Below are 16,468 nucleotides of genomic sequence, written 5' to 3' on the forward strand. Positions count from 1 at the left end.
AGCGGCCGGCACTACCGTGTCCGTCTGCCGGAAGGGCTGGCGCCCCTCCGGCAACACAGTTGCTACATGGACGTATTCACGGCGTCCCCCAGCCAACCCACCCTCCCGGCCAACCCTCAATTACCAAGGCTTTCAGCCCCCACCACGGAGGGGCTCCGCCGTTCGCCGATCCCCCGCCGCAGGCGCGCCTTCCGCGCAGGAAAAAAATTTCCAGCAGGCCTGTCGATTCCCGTCCCCCCGGTTCGTCGTACCAGATGAAGGGCACGCAGAACGCCGCCCACGGGAGAGCCGCATGAAAGTCATGGTCATCGTCAAAGCCAACACCGATTCCGAAGCCGGCCGCCTGCCCAGCGAAGCGGAACTGGCCGAAATGGGCGCCTACAACGAACAACTCGTCGCCGCCGGCATCATGCTCGCCGGCGAAGGCCTGCACGCCACCGCACGCGGCCGCCGCATTCATTTTGGCGCCGCCGCCCCGCAGGTGCAGGCCGGGCCGTTCGGGCCGCCCAGCGAGCAGATCGCCGGCTTCTGGCTGTGGAACGTGCGCTCGCTGGACGAGGCCGTCGAATGGGCCAGCCGCGCCCCGTTCGGCGCCGGCGGCACCCTCGAGCTGCGCCCGCTGATCACCGCCGAGGATTTCGGCGAAGCCTTCACTCCCGAATTACAGCAGCAGGAACAGCGTCTGCGGGAACAGCTCGCAGATTGATCGGATTGACCCGACCCTTCGCCGGGAATGCCCCGGCGCTTCCACCCAACGGAGCACCGCCATGAAACTGATTCCCTTCCTTGGCTTCAGCGGCCAGGCCCACGATGCGATGGCCTTCTATGCCAAGGCCCTCGGTGGCCAGGTCACCTCGGAAATGAAGTACCGCGACATGCCGCCTTCCGACGGCTCGCCAGGCTGCAATGAAATGCCCGCCGAGACCCTCGACCATGTGGCGCACAGCCAGCTGGAGATCGACGGCGCTATCCTGATGGCGGCCGATGGCCCGGGTGGCGGCGAGGGCGGATCGACCACGATCAATGTCGACGTCGGCAGCATCGAGGAAGCCGAGCGCGTGTTTGCCGCGCTGGCCGAGGGCGGGCAGGTGCAGATGCCGATTGCCGAAACCTTCTGGGCCCATCGCTGGGGCATGCTGATCGACCGCTACGGCAAGCCGTGGATGGTCAACTGCATGAAGCAGCCCTGATCCATCCCATCACCTATCACCCGCACAGGAACCGCAACGATGAGCGCACCGCAACCGCAGATGATCTTCGTCAACCTGCCCGTGCAGGACCTGCAACAGTCCAAGGACTTCTTCAGCGCGCTGGGCTACAGCTTCAACCCGGCGTACACCAACGAAGATGCCGCCTGCATGGTCATCAGCGAGAGCATCTTCGTGATGCTGCTGGTCAAGCCGTTCTTCCAGCAGTTCACCAACAAGGGCATCGCCGATGCGCACGCGCAGACCGAGGTGATCACCTGCCTGTCGGCGGATAGCCGCAAGGCGGTGGACGTGATGGTGGACAAGGCGGTGGCCGCCGGTGGCAGCGAACCGCAACCGGCGCGCGATTACGGTTTCATGTACCAGCGCGGCTTCCAGGACCTGGATGGCCACCTGTGGGAAATCGCACACATGGAGGGCGAGCCGGGCTGACGGCGCGCCTCGAGGAGGAAAACCATGGCTTACGTGGACGCTTACGTGCTGCCGTGCCCGCAGGACAAGGTGGCCGACTACCGCCGCCTTGCCCGCAAGGCCGGCACGGTCTGGAAGGATCACGGCGCGCTGCAGTACATGGAATGCGTGGCCGATGATGTCGAACCCGGGAAGTCCACCTCGTTCCCGCGCGCGGTGAAGGCCAAGCCGGGGGAAACGGTCATCGTCGCGTTCGTGGTGTTCCGCTCGCGGGCTGCGCGCGACCGCATCAACGCCAAGGTGATGGCCGACCCGCGCCTGGCCAGCATCGGCCCCAAGGACATGCCGTTCGATACCAGGCGCATGTTCTGGGGCGGCTTCAAGCCGATTGTCCAGGCATGAGCGCTGGCGCTTGTGCGGGCACGGCCTGCGTGCTGTGATCGGCGCATGACCGAGCCCGCCCTGAGCCAGCGCCTGGAAACCCTCTGGCGGATGGAATCGCCGGTATTGATCGCGCGCCTTGCGCGGCTGCTCGGCGGTGATGTCGGCCGCGCCGAGGAGCTGGCACAGGACACCTGGCTGGCCGCGCTGGAGCGCTGGCCGGCGCAGGGCATCCCGGACAATCCCGGAGCCTGGCTGATGACCACTGCGCGCAACCGTGCCATCGATGTGCTGCGCCAGCACCAGCGCGTGGCGCAGCAGCATGCGCAATGGGGCGATGAACTGCACCCGGCGGCGTTGCCTGCGCCCGATGATACCCAGGCCCTGGAAGACGACCTCGGTGATGACCTGCTGCGGTTGATGTTCGTGGCCTGCCACCCGGTGCTGCCGGCCGATGCGCGGGTGGCGCTGACCCTGCGCCTGTTGGGTGGGCTGACCACCACCGAGATCGCCCGTGCCTTCCTGCAGCCCGAGCCCACCATCGCCCAGCGCATCGTGCGCGCCAAGCGCACCCTGGTACAGAAGCAGGTGCCCTATGAAGTGCCGCGCGCCGAAGCGTTGCCCGAGCGGCTGGCGTCGGTGCTGGAGGCGATCTACCTGGTCTTCAACGAAGGCTACGCGGCCAGTGCCGGCGATGACTGGATGCGCCCGGCGCTGTGCGAGGAGGCGCTGCGGCTGGCCCGCATCCTCGCCCATCGGCTGCCTGCGCCGCCGGTGCTGGGGCTGCTGGCACTGATGGAACTGCAGGCGTCGCGTGCCGCGGCGCGCGTCGATGCGCAAGGCCAGCCGGTATTGCTGGACGCGCAGAACCGCGCGCGCTGGGACTGGCTGCAGATCGAGCGCGGGCAGCAGGTGCTGCAGCGTGCGCTGGAGGCCGGCGGTGGCGACGACGCCTACGTGCTGCAGGCCCGAATCGCGGCCTGCCATGCCATTGCGCGCCGCGCCGACGATACCGACTGGGCGCGCATCGCCGCACTGTATGCACAGTTGCTGCAGGTGATGCCGTCGCCGGTCGTGGCCCTCAACCGGGTGGTGGCGGTGTCGCGCAGTGACGGTGCGTTCGCGGCCTGGGGGTTGTTGCAGCCGTTGCTGGTCGATGCGCGGTTGCAGGGCTATGCGCCCTTGCAGGTGGTGCGTGGCGACCTGCTGCAGCAGCTGGGCCGGCATGATGATGCCGCCAGCGCCTTCCAGCAGGCGGCCGCGATGACCGGCAACGCCCGCGAGCGCGCGCTGCTGCTGGCGCGCGCCCAGACATCGGGGTCAGATCTGACCCCTTCTTGTTGAGTGCCGACCAACGGTCGGCACCCACCGGCAGCCGCAGGGAGTCTGTCGAAGGCGGGGTGGGTCCGGTTGCGGGGGCGTGAGCCGCATGGATGCGGCGACCGAGCTTACATGGACGTACTTGCAGCGTCCCCCGCAACCGGACCCACCCCGCCTATCCTCAGGAAGCTAGCTGTTGCTGTTGCTGTTGCTGTTGCTTCGGCTCTGGCCTCTGCAGGTGCAGGGCGCAACCCTGCCGAATCCCATTACACTCCGGAAGGATTTTCCTGCTGGAGAGAGCAATGAAACGAGCAGTACTGGGCGTCCTGGCCCTGTCGGTGTCGAGCGCACTGATGGCCGCCACGCCGAAGTTCGACGGCGCGCGGATCTCCGCCGACGTCAAGGAGCTGGCCTCCGACGCCTACGAAGGCCGTTCGCCGGCCACCGCGGGCGAAGAGAAGACCATTGCCTACCTCAGCAAGCAGTTTGCCGCCGCCGGCCTGCAGCCGGGCGGTGACCTGAAGGACGGGCAGCGCCTGTGGACCCAGGCGGTGCCGCTGCGCAAGGGCGACATCGTCGGCACCCCGCAGCTGGCCCTGCACCAGGGCGGCAAGACCCTCACCCTCGACCAGGGCAAGCAGATCGCCGTGCGCGCGGCCATGAACGGCGCCACCGACGTCGACATCAGCAAGGCGCCGCTGGTCTTCCTCGGCTACGGCGTGAAGGCACCGGAGCGCAACTGGGATGACTTCAAGGGCGTGGACCTGAAGGGCAAGATCGCCGTCGTGCTGATCAACGATCCGGACTTCGAGACCGGCAAGGGCGACTTCGACGGCAAGGGCATGACCTGGTACGGGCGCTGGCCGTACAAGTACGAAGAGGGCGCACGCCAGGGCGCACTCGGCGTGCTGATCGTGCACGAGACCGCGCCGGCCTCGTACGGCTGGGCCACCGTGGCCGGCTCCAACACCAACACCATGTTCGACGTGGTGCGCGACAACCCGGCCGAGACCCACCCGCTGCTGGAAGGCTGGATCCAGCGTGACCTGGCCGTCGAGCTGTTCCGCGCGGCCGGGCAGGATTTCGAGGCGCTGAAGAAGAAGGCGCAGCAGCGCGACTTCACCCCGGTGGCGCTGACCGGCGCCAGCCTGGATGCGAAGTACGCAGTGAAGACCGAGGTGATCACTTCGCACAACGTGGCCGCACGCCTGGAGGGCAGCAGCCACCCGGACGAGACCATCATCTACAGCGCGCACTGGGACCACATCGGCGTGGGCGAACCGGATGCACGCGGCGACCGCATCTTCAACGGCGCGCTGGACAACGCCAGCGGCACCGCCTCGCTGATCGAGCTGGCCCGGGGCTTCGCCAAGGGCCCGCGCCCGCAGCGCTCGCTGCTGTTCCTGGCGGTGACCGCCGAGGAGAAGGGCCTGCTGGGCTCGGAGTACTACGCCACCCACCCGCTGTACCCGCTGGAAACCACGGTGGCGGCGATCAACATGGATGGCATGGCACCGTTCGGCCCGTCGCGCGATTTCGGCATCTATGGCACCGCGCGCTTCGAACTGCTGGACCAGCTGAAGGACGTCGCCAAGGGCTGGGACATCCGCTACACCCCCGACCCGAAGCCGGAAGCGGGCCTGTTCTTCCGTTCCGACCACTTCTCGTTCGCCAAGCGTGGCGTGCCGGCGCTGTCCTGGTCGGCCGGCCAGGACTGGGTGGACGGTGGCGTGGCCGCCGGTAGGAAGGCCTCGGAGGATTACACCGCCAAGCGCTACCACCAGCAGGGCGACGAGTGGCAGCCGGACTGGGTGTTTGCTGGTGCCGCGCGCGACCTGGAAGTGCTCTATACGCTGGGCAACCAGCTGGCCAACGCGCGCAGCTGGCCGAACTGGAGCACCGGCGAGTCGTTCCGCGCCGTGCGTGACAGCAGCGCCGACCAGCGCAGATAAGGGATTGCGGGGCGCTGCCCCGCCACCCACCGGTAGCGCCGGGCCATGCCCGGCGTTCCCGTAACAGCTTCCATCCCCGCTTTCCGGGGCTTCGTCGCAGGCCGCTTGTTTGCCCGGTGGGCCGGCCTATGCTCGGCTCACCCCCTTCCTCCAAGGCGCCGCCGTGATCGCCAGCTTCACTCTCATCCTCCGTCACCTGTTGGCCTGGGCCGTGGCACTGCTGGTGGCCGGCATGGTCTGGAGCGGCATCTTCAGCGGCATGAACGACGGCCCGGGCTGGATCTTCGGCCTGCTGGCGATGTTCCTGATGATCAGCGCACTGGGCAGTGCCATCACCCACGTGCGCCGGGTGTGGCTGATCGCGGGGCGGCTGGACGGCAGCACCCTGTCCGGGCACCAGCGCCGCCAGATCGAGGTACCGCTGGATGCCGGCCCGGCCTTTGCCCTGGTCGAGGCCGCCGTGGCTGAACTGCCGCGGGTGGAAGACGTGGAAAGTGCCGCCGGCAGCCTGCAGGTGCGCGCCTACGTGCGCCGCGTCGATCCGTGGAATGGCCGCCAGCCGTCGCGCTGGAACCTGCCGGCGCGGCTGGCCATCAAGCGCAACAGCGTGCAGGCCACGGTCACCCCGGGGCAGGGCACCAGCACGGTCACCCTGCTGTTCGAACCCGATGCCGGCTGGTGGGCCGATCTGCTGGCGCTGGATGAGGGCAGCAACTTCGAGAACGCCGAAGCGGTCACCCGTGCGATCACCCGCCGGGTGGCCGACCAGCGCCGCGACGAGCAGGCCGCCGCCGAACAGACCCAGGTGGAAAAGGAACTGTCGGTGGCCCGCCTGAACCTGCTGCACGCGCAGGTGGAACCGCACTTCCTCTACAACACCCTGGCCAACGCGCAGGTGCTCACGCGTACCGATCCGGGCCGCGCCGAACAGATGCTCGGCCACCTCATCCAGTACCTGCGCAGCTCCCTGCCGCAGGTGGATGAATCGGTGTCCACGCTGGGCGTGGAGCTGGAGCGCACCCGCGCCTACCTGGAAATCCTGCGTATCCGCATGGGCGCGCGGCTGGCGGTGGAAGTGCAGGTGCCCAACGAGTTGCACGGCGTGCACATGCCCGCGATGGCCCTGCAGACGCTGGTGGAAAACGCGATCAAGCATGGCCTGGAACCCAAGCCCGGCGGCGGCACGATCTGGATCCTGGCGCGTGGTTTCGACGACCACGTGACGGTGACCGTGGCCGACGATGGCCTGGGCTTCGGCCAGGGCACCAGTGGCACCGGCATCGGCCTGAAGAACCTGCGCGAGCGCCTGCGCCTGACCTGCGGCGAGCAGGCGGGCGTGGCGATCGTCGCCAATTTCCCCAGCGGCGTGGCCGCGACCATGACCCTGCCGCAGCCGGCCAAGGAACGCAGCCATGCCGCTTGAAGCCCTGATCGCCGAAGACGAGGAACTGCTGCGGCAGTCGCTGGTGGAACAACTGGGCCGGTTGTGGCCGGAGCTGAAGCTGGTGGCCGAATGCGAGGACGGCGCCAGTGCGCTGGAACAGCTGGCCGAGAAGCAGCCGGACATTGCCTTCCTGGATATCCGCATGCCCGGCATCAGCGGCATCGAAGTGGCCCGCGCGCTGTCCGAACTGAGCCCGCGCACGCAGGTGGTGTTCGTCACCGCCTATGACCAGTACGCCATCGATGCGTTCGAGCAGGGCGCGATGGATTACCTGCTGAAGCCGGTCAGCGACGAGCGCCTGCTGGCCACCCGCGAGCGCATCCTTTCGCGCCTGCCCAACACGCGCCAGGACGACGCGGTGCTGGAACGCCTGCTGCAGCGCCTGGGCCCCTCACAGGCGGCCGACCGCCCGCCGCTGGCCTGGATCACCGCCAGCAACGGCCGTGACACGCAGTTGATCATGCTCGAGGACGTGGTCTATTTCCGCGCCGACAACAAGTACACCACGGTGGTCACCAGCGCTGGCGAAAGCCTGCTGCGCACGCCGCTGCGCGAACTGCTGGAAGTGCTCGACCCGCAGCACTTCCGCCAGGTGCACCGTTCGACCATCGTCAACATGAAGGCGGTGGCGGCGGTCAGCCGCGATGACACCGGCCGTGGCGTGCTGCGCCTGCGGCAGCGGCCGGAGACGCTGGTGGTCAGCCAGCCGTTCATGAGCCTGTTCCGCGGCATGTAGAAAGAACAATGCCACCGTGACTGTGCACGGTGGCATTGTGGCTCCCCCCACTTCCCTGGATCGGTGCGCCGGTATCAGTACGCTGGCTGCAGGGTCAGATCGTGGTGGTGTTCGGTCTCACCGACATGGTTGAGCCGGCCGACCAGTTCGGAGTGCTGCCGCATGCGCCCGATCTCGGTCATGATGCGGATGTCCTCGTGGCGCAGCTCGCGCCTGGAGGTGACGGCCTGCTTGTAGTCCAGCACTTCCGGGTAGTGCTCGGCCAGGTCCAGCGCCTCGGCCACGCACTCGACGCTGTCGGCCTTGGACGTGATGCGCGCACGACTGTTGAATGCCTTCATCCAGCGCTCGAAACCGGCCTGCTGGTCGAACATGTTGGCCATGAACCAGATCACGAACAGGATCGACACCCACGAACCGAACACCACGACCACGCGGGTGAAGGTGATGTGGTAATCGTCACGCCAGAGGTAGTTGGCGATCAGGCCGAGGATGAGCAGGGACGCTGCCTGCCAGCCGATGATCGAGGCAATCAGCCATTGGCACTTGGCCTGGGCCAGCACCGCCACTTCATCGCGGATCTGCTGCTCGCTGAGGTTGCGCCAGTGCGCGACCTGTTTGTCGAACGGGCTGTGGTAGAGCTCGTTGTCGCGAAGCAGTAGTCCCAAACCCTTGAACAAAGCAATCATGGCTGGCTCCCTTGTGGAACGTGCGTCGATCAGCATTGGACGGTGTGGCGGATTCAGTTCTAGCACTTCCAGCGGGCCGTGCAATGGGTGAAATGCCTAGGGGCGTAAGGGTTTTGTCTGAATGGGTGAATGTTGCTGCGGCGCATCATCGCGCTCGGCGCCTGCGTCAAGATGTCGCAGGGTGAAATGTGCTGCGGCCGCACATGAAACTCCGGCTGACCCGCCAGGCTCGCCGCATCCGCCGTGATCGCCCAGAATCGAGGCTGACCGCGCAGACCGCGGCCATTCCACCACCGCCTGGACCGAAGATGCCGCCGCTGCTGCACCGCCTTTCCCGCCCCGTCACCGCGCCGATCCGGCGCTGGGTGCTTGATGCCTTCCCGCGCGGCCAGAGCGGCATCGACTACGACCACCCGCTGGGCGACCCGGGCTGGTTCGGCCCGGACAGCGTGACCTGGCGCATGCACGCCGAGCTGCCCTCGATGCTGGCCGGCGGCCTGTGCGCGTTGATGCTGCAGACCCTGCACCCGCGCGCGCTGGCCGGCGTGTACGACCATTCCAACTTCCGCCAGGACCTGGTCGGCCGCCTGCGCCGGACCACGGCCTTCGTCGCCGGCACCAGCTACGCACCTGCAGGGGAAGTGGAAAAACTGGTGGCCAAGGTGCGTCGCATCCATGCGCAGATCCGCGGCCGCACGGCGCAGGGCGAGCCCTATGCCGCCGACGATCCGCAGCTGCTGACATGGGTGCACGTGACCGAGGCGTTCGGCTTCCTGCAGGGCTATCGCCGCTACGGGCGCGACGTGCCGGAGTCGATCGCCGACCGCTACTACGACGAATACCGCTGCGTTGCGGAGGCCCTGGGTGCGGTGGACGTGCCGCGCAGCGAGGCGGAAGTGGCGGCTTACTTCTGCGCGCGGCAACCGGAGCTGCTGGCCGATGCGCGTTCGCGCGAAGTGCTGGCGGTGCTGTCGACGGTCAATCTGCCGGTTCCGATTCCGGGCCTGTCACGCGCGGTGTTCCTGGGGGCCGGGGCCGCGCTGCTGCCCGATTGGGCCGAGGCGATGCTGGAACGCAGCGCGGGGCAGCGCACGCAGGCGGCGGCCTCGGCCAGGCTGATGCAGGGCATGGCACCGCTGTTCCGCCGCGCGTTGCCCGATGGCCTGGCCACGCGCGCCTGTGCACGCGTGGGCGTGCCGGTGGACGTGTTGCGCGAGTGGCCGGCCGGGGGGTGATCCATCGCGCGCATCCACGCATGGCGTGGATCTACTGGCACGATCGATGCTGCGTATCCACGCATGGCGTGGATCTACGGATCCATGCCGCGCAGCAGTAGATCCACGCCATGCGTGGATGGCGGAAAGCGCCAACCAAGGTTGGCCTCTGCCGTAGATCCACGCCATGCGTGGATGGCACGCCACATCCCATGAAAAACGGGCGCCTTGCGGCGCCCGTTCGCGTTACATCACCACACCTTGACCCGCTTGTCCGGGGCCAGGTACAGCTTCTGGCCTTCCTTCACTTCAAAGGCCGGGTACCACGCATCGATGTTGCGCACGGTCAGCGCACGGTACTGGCCGGGGGCGTGCACGTCGGTCAGCAGGCCGTTGCGCAGGGCCTGTTCGCGGCTCTTGCTGCGCCATGCCTGGGCGAAGCCGAGGAAGAAACGCTGGTCGGGGGTGAAGCCTTCCAGGGTCTGGCCCGGCTTGCCCTGCAGCGACATCTGGTAGGCGTCGTAGGCGGTGCCCAGGCCGGCCACGTCGGCGATGTTCTCGCCCAGGGTCAGCTTGCCGTTGACGTGCACCCCGGGGAACGGCTCGTAGCTGCTGAACTGCGCGGCCAGTGCATCACCGGCAGCGTTGAACTGCTTGAGGTCTTCGGCCGTCCACCAGTTGTGCAGCTTGCCGGTTTCATCGAACAGCGCGCCGGCGTTGTCGAAGCCATGGCTGATCTCGTGGCCGATCACGGCGCCGATGGCGCCGTAATTCACCGCGTCGTCTGCGGCGCCATCGAAGAACGGCGGCTGCAGGATCGCGGCCGGGAACACCAGGCGGTTTTCCAGCGGCACGTTCATCGCGTTGATGGTCTGCGGCAGCATCGCCCACTCGTTGTGGTCGACCGGCTTGCCCAGCTTGGCGACGTTGCGTGCGTACTCGAACTGCTCGGCGCGCTGCGCATTGCCCAGCGGGTCGTCACGACGGATCTCCAGGCCGGTGTAGTCGCGCCACGTGTCCGGGTAGCCCATGCCCACGGTCAGGCCGGCCACCTTGGCCTTGGCGTGTGCCTTGGTCTGCGGCGACATCCAGGCCAGGGCGTCGATGCGCTTGGCGAAGGCGGCGATGATGTTCTTCGCCATTTCGTCCGCGCGTTCCTTGGTCTTGGCGTCGAAGTGCTTTTCCACGTAACGCTTGCCGATGGCTTCGCCGACGGCGTGGTTGGCATCGTCCACCGCACGCTTCCAGCGGTCGCTCTGCTGCGGGGTGCCGCTCAGTGCAGTGCCATGGAAGGCGAAGCGGGCATCGGCGAACGTCTTCGGCAGGTAGGCGGCGGCGCGGTCGAGCGCGTGGAAGGCCATGTAGTCCTTCCATGCGTCCAGCGGCTCGGTGGCCACCAGCCGCGACAGGCCGGCCACGGCCTTGGGCTGCCACACGATGAAGTCCTGCTGTTGGCCCAGCTTGGCCGCGTCCAGGAACGCCGCCCAGTCCATGCCCGGTGCCTTGGCGTTGAAGTCCGCTTGGGTCCACGGGTTGGCGCCCAGGGTCACGTTGTTGGTTTCTTCCTGGCTGGCGTGGGCCTGGGCAATCTTCGTTTCCAGCGCGAGGATGCGCTGCGCCTTGCCGGCCGGATCGGCCACGCCGGCCAGCTGCAGCACCTGCGCGATGTAGGCCTGGTACTGCTTGCGCAGTTCGGCCATGCGGCCATCGCCCAGGTAGAAGTCACGGTCGGGCATGCCCAGGCCGCCCTGCACCAGGTACGGCGCGTTGCGGTCCGGCTGCAGCATGTCCACCGACACCCACAGGCCGAACAGGCGGTCGGTGTAGAAGTTGGTGGCGTTGAGCAGGTCGACGTCGGCGCGCATGTCGCCGCCCAGCGCGCGTGCCAGGCCCGCCTTGTCGGTGATGCCGCTGATCGCTGCCAGCTGCGGCTGCACCGGGGCCAGGCCGCGCTTCTCGATGCCGGCCTCATCCATGAACGCGGCGTAGTAATCGCCGATCAGCTTGTCATCGCCGCTGGCCTGCGCATTGCCGGCCGCGCCCTCGAGGATCGCGCGGGTATCGGCCTGGGTCTTCTCGGCGATGACGTTGAAGCTGCCAAAGCGCGAGCGGTCGGCCGGAATCTCGGTGTTCTTCACCCAGGTGCCGTTGGCGAAACCGAAGAAGTCGTCGCCGGCGGCGATGCTGCGGTCCATGCCGCTGGCATCGAAGCCGAAGCTGCCCAGCATCGGCTTGGCCGGGGCAGGGGTGGCATCGGCCGGTGCGGGGGTGCCGGCGGCCGGTTCGGCCGGGCGGTCGCAGGCGGCCAGGGACAGGCTGGCGACGATGGCCAGCGCCAGGGTGGGACGGCGCAGCTTGGACATGGACTTCTCTTGCGGCGGGAAAACCCCAAGTCTAATCCCCTGCGCGCGTGCTGGACGCTCTGCTGCGGGGGCCGTGCTGTGCCCGATCTGGCTGAACACGCGCCGCCGATCTTCACGCCGTCATCGGCGTGGTGCATGCTGCAGGCTGGATACCGGCGCAGCCATGGGGAAGATGGCGTGCCGGACAGACCCAGGCGTCAAGAATGCCGATCTGCGGCCGCTCTGGTCGGGGATGTGGAGGAATCGTTCGCGCATGAAGCCAGCCGTCTGCACAGGGAACATCGACCGATGCCAGCGTTGAAGCGCGCCCTGGCCCGGCCACTGCGTGCCATCACCTGGGGCGGCATTGCCGTGGGCGTGCTGCTGGCGGTGGTGCTGGGGGTGATGCTGGCCAACGATTACCAGCGCCGGCTGGAAGCCGCGCAGCGGCAGAGCCGGGCCATGGCCGTGGGCACCGAGCGGCTGCTGGCGATGGAACTGCGCAACCTGGAACGGGCCATGAGCGGTATCGCCGCCGATGCCGCCGAACTGTTCCGCCGCGTGCCGGCGCAGGCGCCCGCGCTGCTGGATGCGTCCATCGACGGTGTACTGGGCCGCCACGCCGAACTGCACAGCATCGTCGTGCTCGATACCTACGGCCGCGCGCTGACTGCCGGCAAGGGCGACCTGCAGCTGCCGCTGTGGATCGACCCGCAGCGGCGCGGGCAGGGCAGCGCGCTGTATCTCGGCCCGCCGCAGCAGGCCATCGATGGCAGCTGGGTGGTGCCGCTGGCCCTGCCGATGGCGGGCGACCGCTGGTTGCTGGCGCGCCTGCGCTGCGAGGAGCTGCAGCGCATCGTCGGCGGCCTGGACGTCGGCCCGCGCGGCCTGGTGTCGATCAGCGACGGCCAGGGCTTCATGCTCGCGCGGGTGCCGGAGCCGGCCTCCACCGTGGGCCATCGCTACGTGCTGCCCAGCCGCGATCTTGTCGGCCACCAGGCGGTGGTCGAACTGGGCAGCATCCCTGGCGTGGTGGATGGCATTGCGCGGATTTCCACCATCAGCACGCTGGAACGCAGTCCGCTGGCGGTGCAGGTGGGGCTGGCCGACCAGGACGTGCTGGCGCCGTGGTGGCCGTACCTGCAGGCGGCGGTGGCCATCATGCTGGCCTACACCGGCGTGCTGCTGGTGCTGCTGTATGCGATACGCCGCAGTACCCGCAGCCATCAGTCGATGGCCGAGGAGCTGCGTACCGGCCACGCCGAGCTGGGCCTGGCCCACCACGCCGGACGGGTCTGCACCTGGCACGTGGATGAGGATGCGGCGCTGCTGCACTGGTCGCCGCTGGCCCGCGAGATTTTCGGCCTGCACACCGACGCCATGCCGGTGGCCGAGTTCTTCAACCGCGTGCACCACGAGGACAGCGAGCGCCTGCAGCGCGCATTCAACCAGGCGTTTGCCGGCGATGAAGTGCTGGACGAGGAATTCCGCCTGGTGCTGCCCGGTGGCCAGGTGCGCTGGGTGGCGGCGCGCGGCCAGCGGGTGGAAGTGGCCGACCGCCAGCGGCGCATGATCGGCGCGCTGACCGACCAGACCGAGCGCTACCGCGCGCGCGAACAGATGAGCCAGGCCGAGCGCCGCTTCCGCCTGTTGTTCGACCGCAACCCGGCACCGTTCTGGGTGTTCGACCCGGACACCCTGCGCTTCCTCGAGGTCAACCACGCGGCGGTACTGCAGTACGGCTACAGCCGCGAGGAATTCCTGGCGATGAGCATCCTCGACATCCGCCCGCGCGAAGGCTGGGACGAGGTGAAGGGTGCGATCGCGCGGGCCCGCGTGGGCGAAATGCAGGATGCCACCGTGCGCATGCACCGGCGCCGCGACGGCAGCGTGTTTGAAGTGCGCACGCACCTGTCCAAGCTGGATTTCGACGGCCAGCCGGCCTGCCTGGTGCTGGCCGAGGATGTCAGCGAACGGCTGGCCTACGAGCGCGACCTGGCCTACCGCGCGCGGCACAACCCGGATACCGGCCTGCTGACTGTGCGCGCGCTGACCGAGCAGCTGGACGCGCAGGAAGGCGCCTACACCATCGCCTACGTGCAGCTGCGCGGCCTGCAGCTGGTGGCCGATACGCTGGGCCGCGAGATCGGCGATGCGGTGCTGCAGTCGATGGCCCTGCGCCTGGGCGGGCTGGGCGCGCGCTTCGGCACGCTGGCCTTCCAGCCGGCCGAGGATTTCGTGCTGGCCATCGGCGGCGAGCACACCGCACAGCGTGCGCTGGACGACCTGCTGCAGATCGTCTCGGCGCCGATGCGCGGCAAGGATTCCCTGCACCAGTTCGAGCCGCGCATCGGCGTGGCCGTGCATGCGGTGGGCGATGGCCACAGTGCCGAACAGGTGATCGGCATGGCCGCGCAGGCCGCGCATGCCGCGCGCGCCGAAGGCAACGTGGTGGCGTGGTTCGACACCGCGGTGACCACCCGCCTGGCCGACCGCCTGCGCCTGGCCGCGCGCATCCATGCCGCCATCGACAACGAGTTCCAGCTGTATTTCCAGCCGATCCGCCATGCCAGCGATGGCAGCCCGGCGGCACTGGAGGCCCTGCTGCGCTGGCCGCAGGCCGACGGCAGCTTCATTCCGCCCAGCGAGTTCATCCAGCTGTGCGAGGACACCGGGCTGATCCTGGCGCTGGGGCGCTGGGTGATCCGCGCGGCCGCACAGGCGCAGCGGCGCCTGGTGGACGCGGGCTGGGGCGAGCTGTCGATCGCGGTGAATGTCTCGGCGGTGCAGTTCTTCAACAGCGACCTGGTGGCCGAGTTCACCCGCGCGCAGAAGGAATTCGGCCTGGCCCGCGGCGCACTGCACGTGGAGCTGACCGAGAGCAGCCTGATGCGCAAGCCGGCGCAGGCGATGCAGACCATGCAGCGCCTGCACGAGCAGGGCATCTGCGTGTCGCTGGATGATTTCGGCACCGGCTATTCCAGCATGTCCTACCTGCAGCACCTGCCGCTGGACATCCTGAAGATCGACCGCAGCTTCGTCGCGGATGTGGAAACCAACCCGCGCAACGCCTCGATCTGCCGCGCGCTGCTGTCGCTGGGCCACAGCATGGGGCTGACCATCATCGCCGAGGGCGTGGAAACCCCGGGCCAGCTGAACTGGCTGGCCGCGCACGGCTGCGACCAGGTGCAGGGCTACCTGCTGGGGCGGCCGGCGCCGCTGGAAAAGATCATCGATTCGCTGGATGAAGTTGTCGCCTGATCGGGATTCGTATCTGCCGGCCAGCGGCCGGCACTACCAGGCCGGAACATGACGGTAGTGCCGGCGGCTGGCCGGCAGACGCCACGCCTCGCTACACCCCCGCATCCACCAGGTAATCGATGAAGCTGCGCACCTTCGGCGCCAGGTGGCTGCGGCTGGTGTACACGGCGAAGATGCCGATGGCGGGCACGTCCCACTCGGGCAGCACGCGCACCAGGCGGCCGTCGGCCAGCGCGTCCTCCAGCAGGAAATCCGGCTGCAGGATCACGCCCATCCCGGCGATGGCCGCTTCGCGCAGCACATCGCCGTTGTTGGCCTGCAGGATGCTGTTCACCGTCACCCGCGTTTCGCCGCCGGGCCCCTGCAGCGGCCACTGGTTGCCCGAGGCCCAGTAGCTGTAACCGAGGCAGTCGTGCTGTTCCAGGTCCTGCGGGGTGCGCGGCGTGCCACGCGCGGCCAGGTAGGACGGCGCAGCACACAGGGTGATGCGGGCCTGGCCCAGCCGCCGCGCGATCAGCGCCGGGCTGGGTTCGCGGGTGATGCGGATGGCCACGTCATAGCCTTCTTCCACCATGTCCACCAGGCGGTCGGACAGCGCCAGGTCCAGCTCCACCTGCGGGAAGCGCTGGCGGTAGCCGGCCAGCAGCGGGCCGAGGCGGGCGATGCCCCAGCTGACCGGCGCGTTGATGCGCAGCGTGCCCGAGGGCTCCAGTGCCTGGGCGCCGATGCTCGCTTCCAGCGCATCGAACTCGGCCAGCAGGCGCACGCACTGCGCGTAGTAGGCCGCGCCCGCGCTGGTGGGACTCACCCGCCGCGTGGTGCGGTGGAGCAGGCGGGTGGACAGGCGCTTTTCCAGCGCGGCCACCTGCCGGGTCACCCCGGCCGTGGACATGTCCAGCGCCTGGGCGGCGGCGCTGAAGCCATTGCGCTCGACCACCGCCACGAACACACGCATCGCATCCAGGGTGTCCATTGTTTCGCCTTTTGAAACAAATACGGTCGGATCATCGTATTTATCGACGATGGTGAGCGCAATAAGCTGTGCTCACTCCTTCCGAGGTGCCCGCCATGTCTGCCCCTTCCCGCTCGTTGTCACCGCTCGCTCCCTATGCCGCCACCCTGCTGCGGCTGGCGCTGGGCGGCCTGTTCCTGGCCCACGGCCTGACCAAGCTGCTGGTGTTCACCCCGGCTGGCACGGCGGCCTATTTCCAGTCGCTGGGCCTGCCCGGTGCGCTGGGCTATTTCACGATTGTTGCCGAACTTGGCCTGGCCACTGCCCTGCTGCTGGGCATCTACGCGCGCTGGATCGGCCTGCTGGGCGTGCCGCTGCTGCTGGGCACCATCGCCAGCGTGCACGGCGCCAATGGTTTCAGCTTCGCCAACAGTGGCGGAGGCTGGGAATACCCGGCGTTCTGGGCATTGGCCCTGGTCGTGCTGTTCCTGCTGGGCGATGGCCGCTGGACCCTGCGTTCGCGCTGATCGCCCCCTGAAAGAATTCCTGGAGGTTTCC

Annotated in this window: 14 protein-coding genes; 11 read left to right on the forward strand and 3 right to left on the reverse strand. The window is 68.3% G+C overall.

The genetic code is table 11. The features are described from left to right. Positions 1–292 precede the first annotated feature (292 nt). From QMZ26_RS09980 to QMZ26_RS10015, 8 genes are all read left to right on the forward strand, one after another. Positions 293–706, forward strand: a complete 414-nt coding sequence (locus QMZ26_RS09980; protein WP_283221361.1) for a YciI family protein — start codon at positions 293–295, stop codon at positions 704–706. Between the two features lie 61 nt (positions 707–767). Then, complete coding sequence (locus QMZ26_RS09985; RefSeq protein WP_079220461.1) at positions 768–1,190, forward strand: VOC family protein; 423 nt, start codon at positions 768–770, stop codon at positions 1,188–1,190. A 39-nt stretch (positions 1,191–1,229) separates the two neighbouring features. Then, complete coding sequence (locus tag QMZ26_RS09990) at positions 1,230–1,640, forward strand: VOC family protein (RefSeq protein WP_079220462.1); 411 nt, start codon at positions 1,230–1,232, stop codon at positions 1,638–1,640. A gap of 24 nt (positions 1,641–1,664) precedes the next feature. Beyond that, a complete protein-coding gene (locus QMZ26_RS09995; protein ID WP_108745879.1) occupies positions 1,665–2,021 on the forward strand; it encodes a DUF1428 domain-containing protein in 357 nt (118 codons plus the stop codon). 45 nt (positions 2,022–2,066) lie between these two features. Beyond that, entirely contained in the window at positions 2,067–3,344 is a 1,278-nt protein-coding gene (locus tag QMZ26_RS10000) for a sigma-70 family RNA polymerase sigma factor (protein ID WP_283221362.1), read from the forward strand. Between the two features lie 278 nt (positions 3,345–3,622). After that, on the forward strand, positions 3,623–5,272 hold the full coding sequence (locus QMZ26_RS10005; RefSeq protein WP_283221363.1) for a M28 family metallopeptidase: 1,650 nt from the start codon (positions 3,623–3,625) through the stop codon (positions 5,270–5,272). A gap of 163 nt (positions 5,273–5,435) precedes the next feature. Continuing rightward, positions 5,436–6,695: a histidine kinase gene (locus tag QMZ26_RS10010; protein ID WP_079220466.1), complete on the forward strand. Its 1,260-nt coding sequence runs from the start codon at positions 5,436–5,438 to the stop codon at positions 6,693–6,695. Further along, complete coding sequence (locus tag QMZ26_RS10015) at positions 6,685–7,452, forward strand: LytTR family DNA-binding domain-containing protein (RefSeq protein WP_283221364.1); 768 nt, start codon at positions 6,685–6,687, stop codon at positions 7,450–7,452. The genes QMZ26_RS10010 and QMZ26_RS10015 overlap by 11 nt, the downstream gene beginning before the upstream one ends. A 74-nt stretch (positions 7,453–7,526) precedes the next feature. On the opposite strand, the gene QMZ26_RS10020 is transcribed toward QMZ26_RS10015, so the two are convergent. Beyond that, positions 7,527–8,141 carry a hypothetical protein gene (locus tag QMZ26_RS10020; protein ID WP_079220468.1) on the reverse strand — a complete coding sequence of 205 codons (615 nt, stop codon included), beginning with the start codon at positions 8,139–8,141 and terminating at the stop codon, positions 7,527–7,529. Positions 8,142–8,449: 308 nt separating this feature from the next. Between QMZ26_RS10020 and QMZ26_RS10025 the strand changes: the two genes are divergently transcribed. Then, a complete protein-coding gene (locus QMZ26_RS10025; protein ID WP_283221411.1) occupies positions 8,450–9,376 on the forward strand; it encodes an oxygenase MpaB family protein in 927 nt (308 codons plus the stop codon). Between the two features lie 230 nt (positions 9,377–9,606). Here QMZ26_RS10025 and QMZ26_RS10030 read toward each other — a convergent pair whose 3' ends face one another. Beyond that, a complete protein-coding gene (locus QMZ26_RS10030; RefSeq protein ID WP_079220473.1) occupies positions 9,607–11,718 on the reverse strand; it encodes a M13 family metallopeptidase in 2,112 nt (703 codons plus the stop codon). 288 nt (positions 11,719–12,006) lie between these two features. Between QMZ26_RS10030 and QMZ26_RS10035 the strand changes: the two genes are divergently transcribed. Further along, entirely contained in the window at positions 12,007–14,958 is a 2,952-nt protein-coding gene (locus tag QMZ26_RS10035) for an EAL domain-containing protein (RefSeq protein ID WP_234458520.1), read from the forward strand. Between the two features lie 91 nt (positions 14,959–15,049). Here QMZ26_RS10035 and QMZ26_RS10040 read toward each other — a convergent pair whose 3' ends face one another. After that, the gene (locus QMZ26_RS10040) at positions 15,050–15,931 is read right to left on the reverse strand and encodes a LysR family transcriptional regulator (RefSeq protein ID WP_283221365.1); all 882 of its coding nucleotides are present in this window, start codon (positions 15,929–15,931) and stop codon (positions 15,050–15,052) included. Between the two features lie 95 nt (positions 15,932–16,026). Between QMZ26_RS10040 and QMZ26_RS10045 the strand changes: the two genes are divergently transcribed. Beyond that, positions 16,027–16,437, forward strand: coding sequence for a DoxX family protein (locus QMZ26_RS10045; protein ID WP_079220475.1), 411 nt, complete (start codon positions 16,027–16,029; stop codon positions 16,435–16,437). The last annotated feature ends 31 nt before the right edge of the window (positions 16,438–16,468 follow it).

It is taken from the genome of Stenotrophomonas sp. PFBMAA-4, assembly GCF_030053215.1.
In the GTDB taxonomy this organism is placed as follows: Bacteria; Pseudomonadota; Gammaproteobacteria; order Xanthomonadales; family Xanthomonadaceae; genus Stenotrophomonas.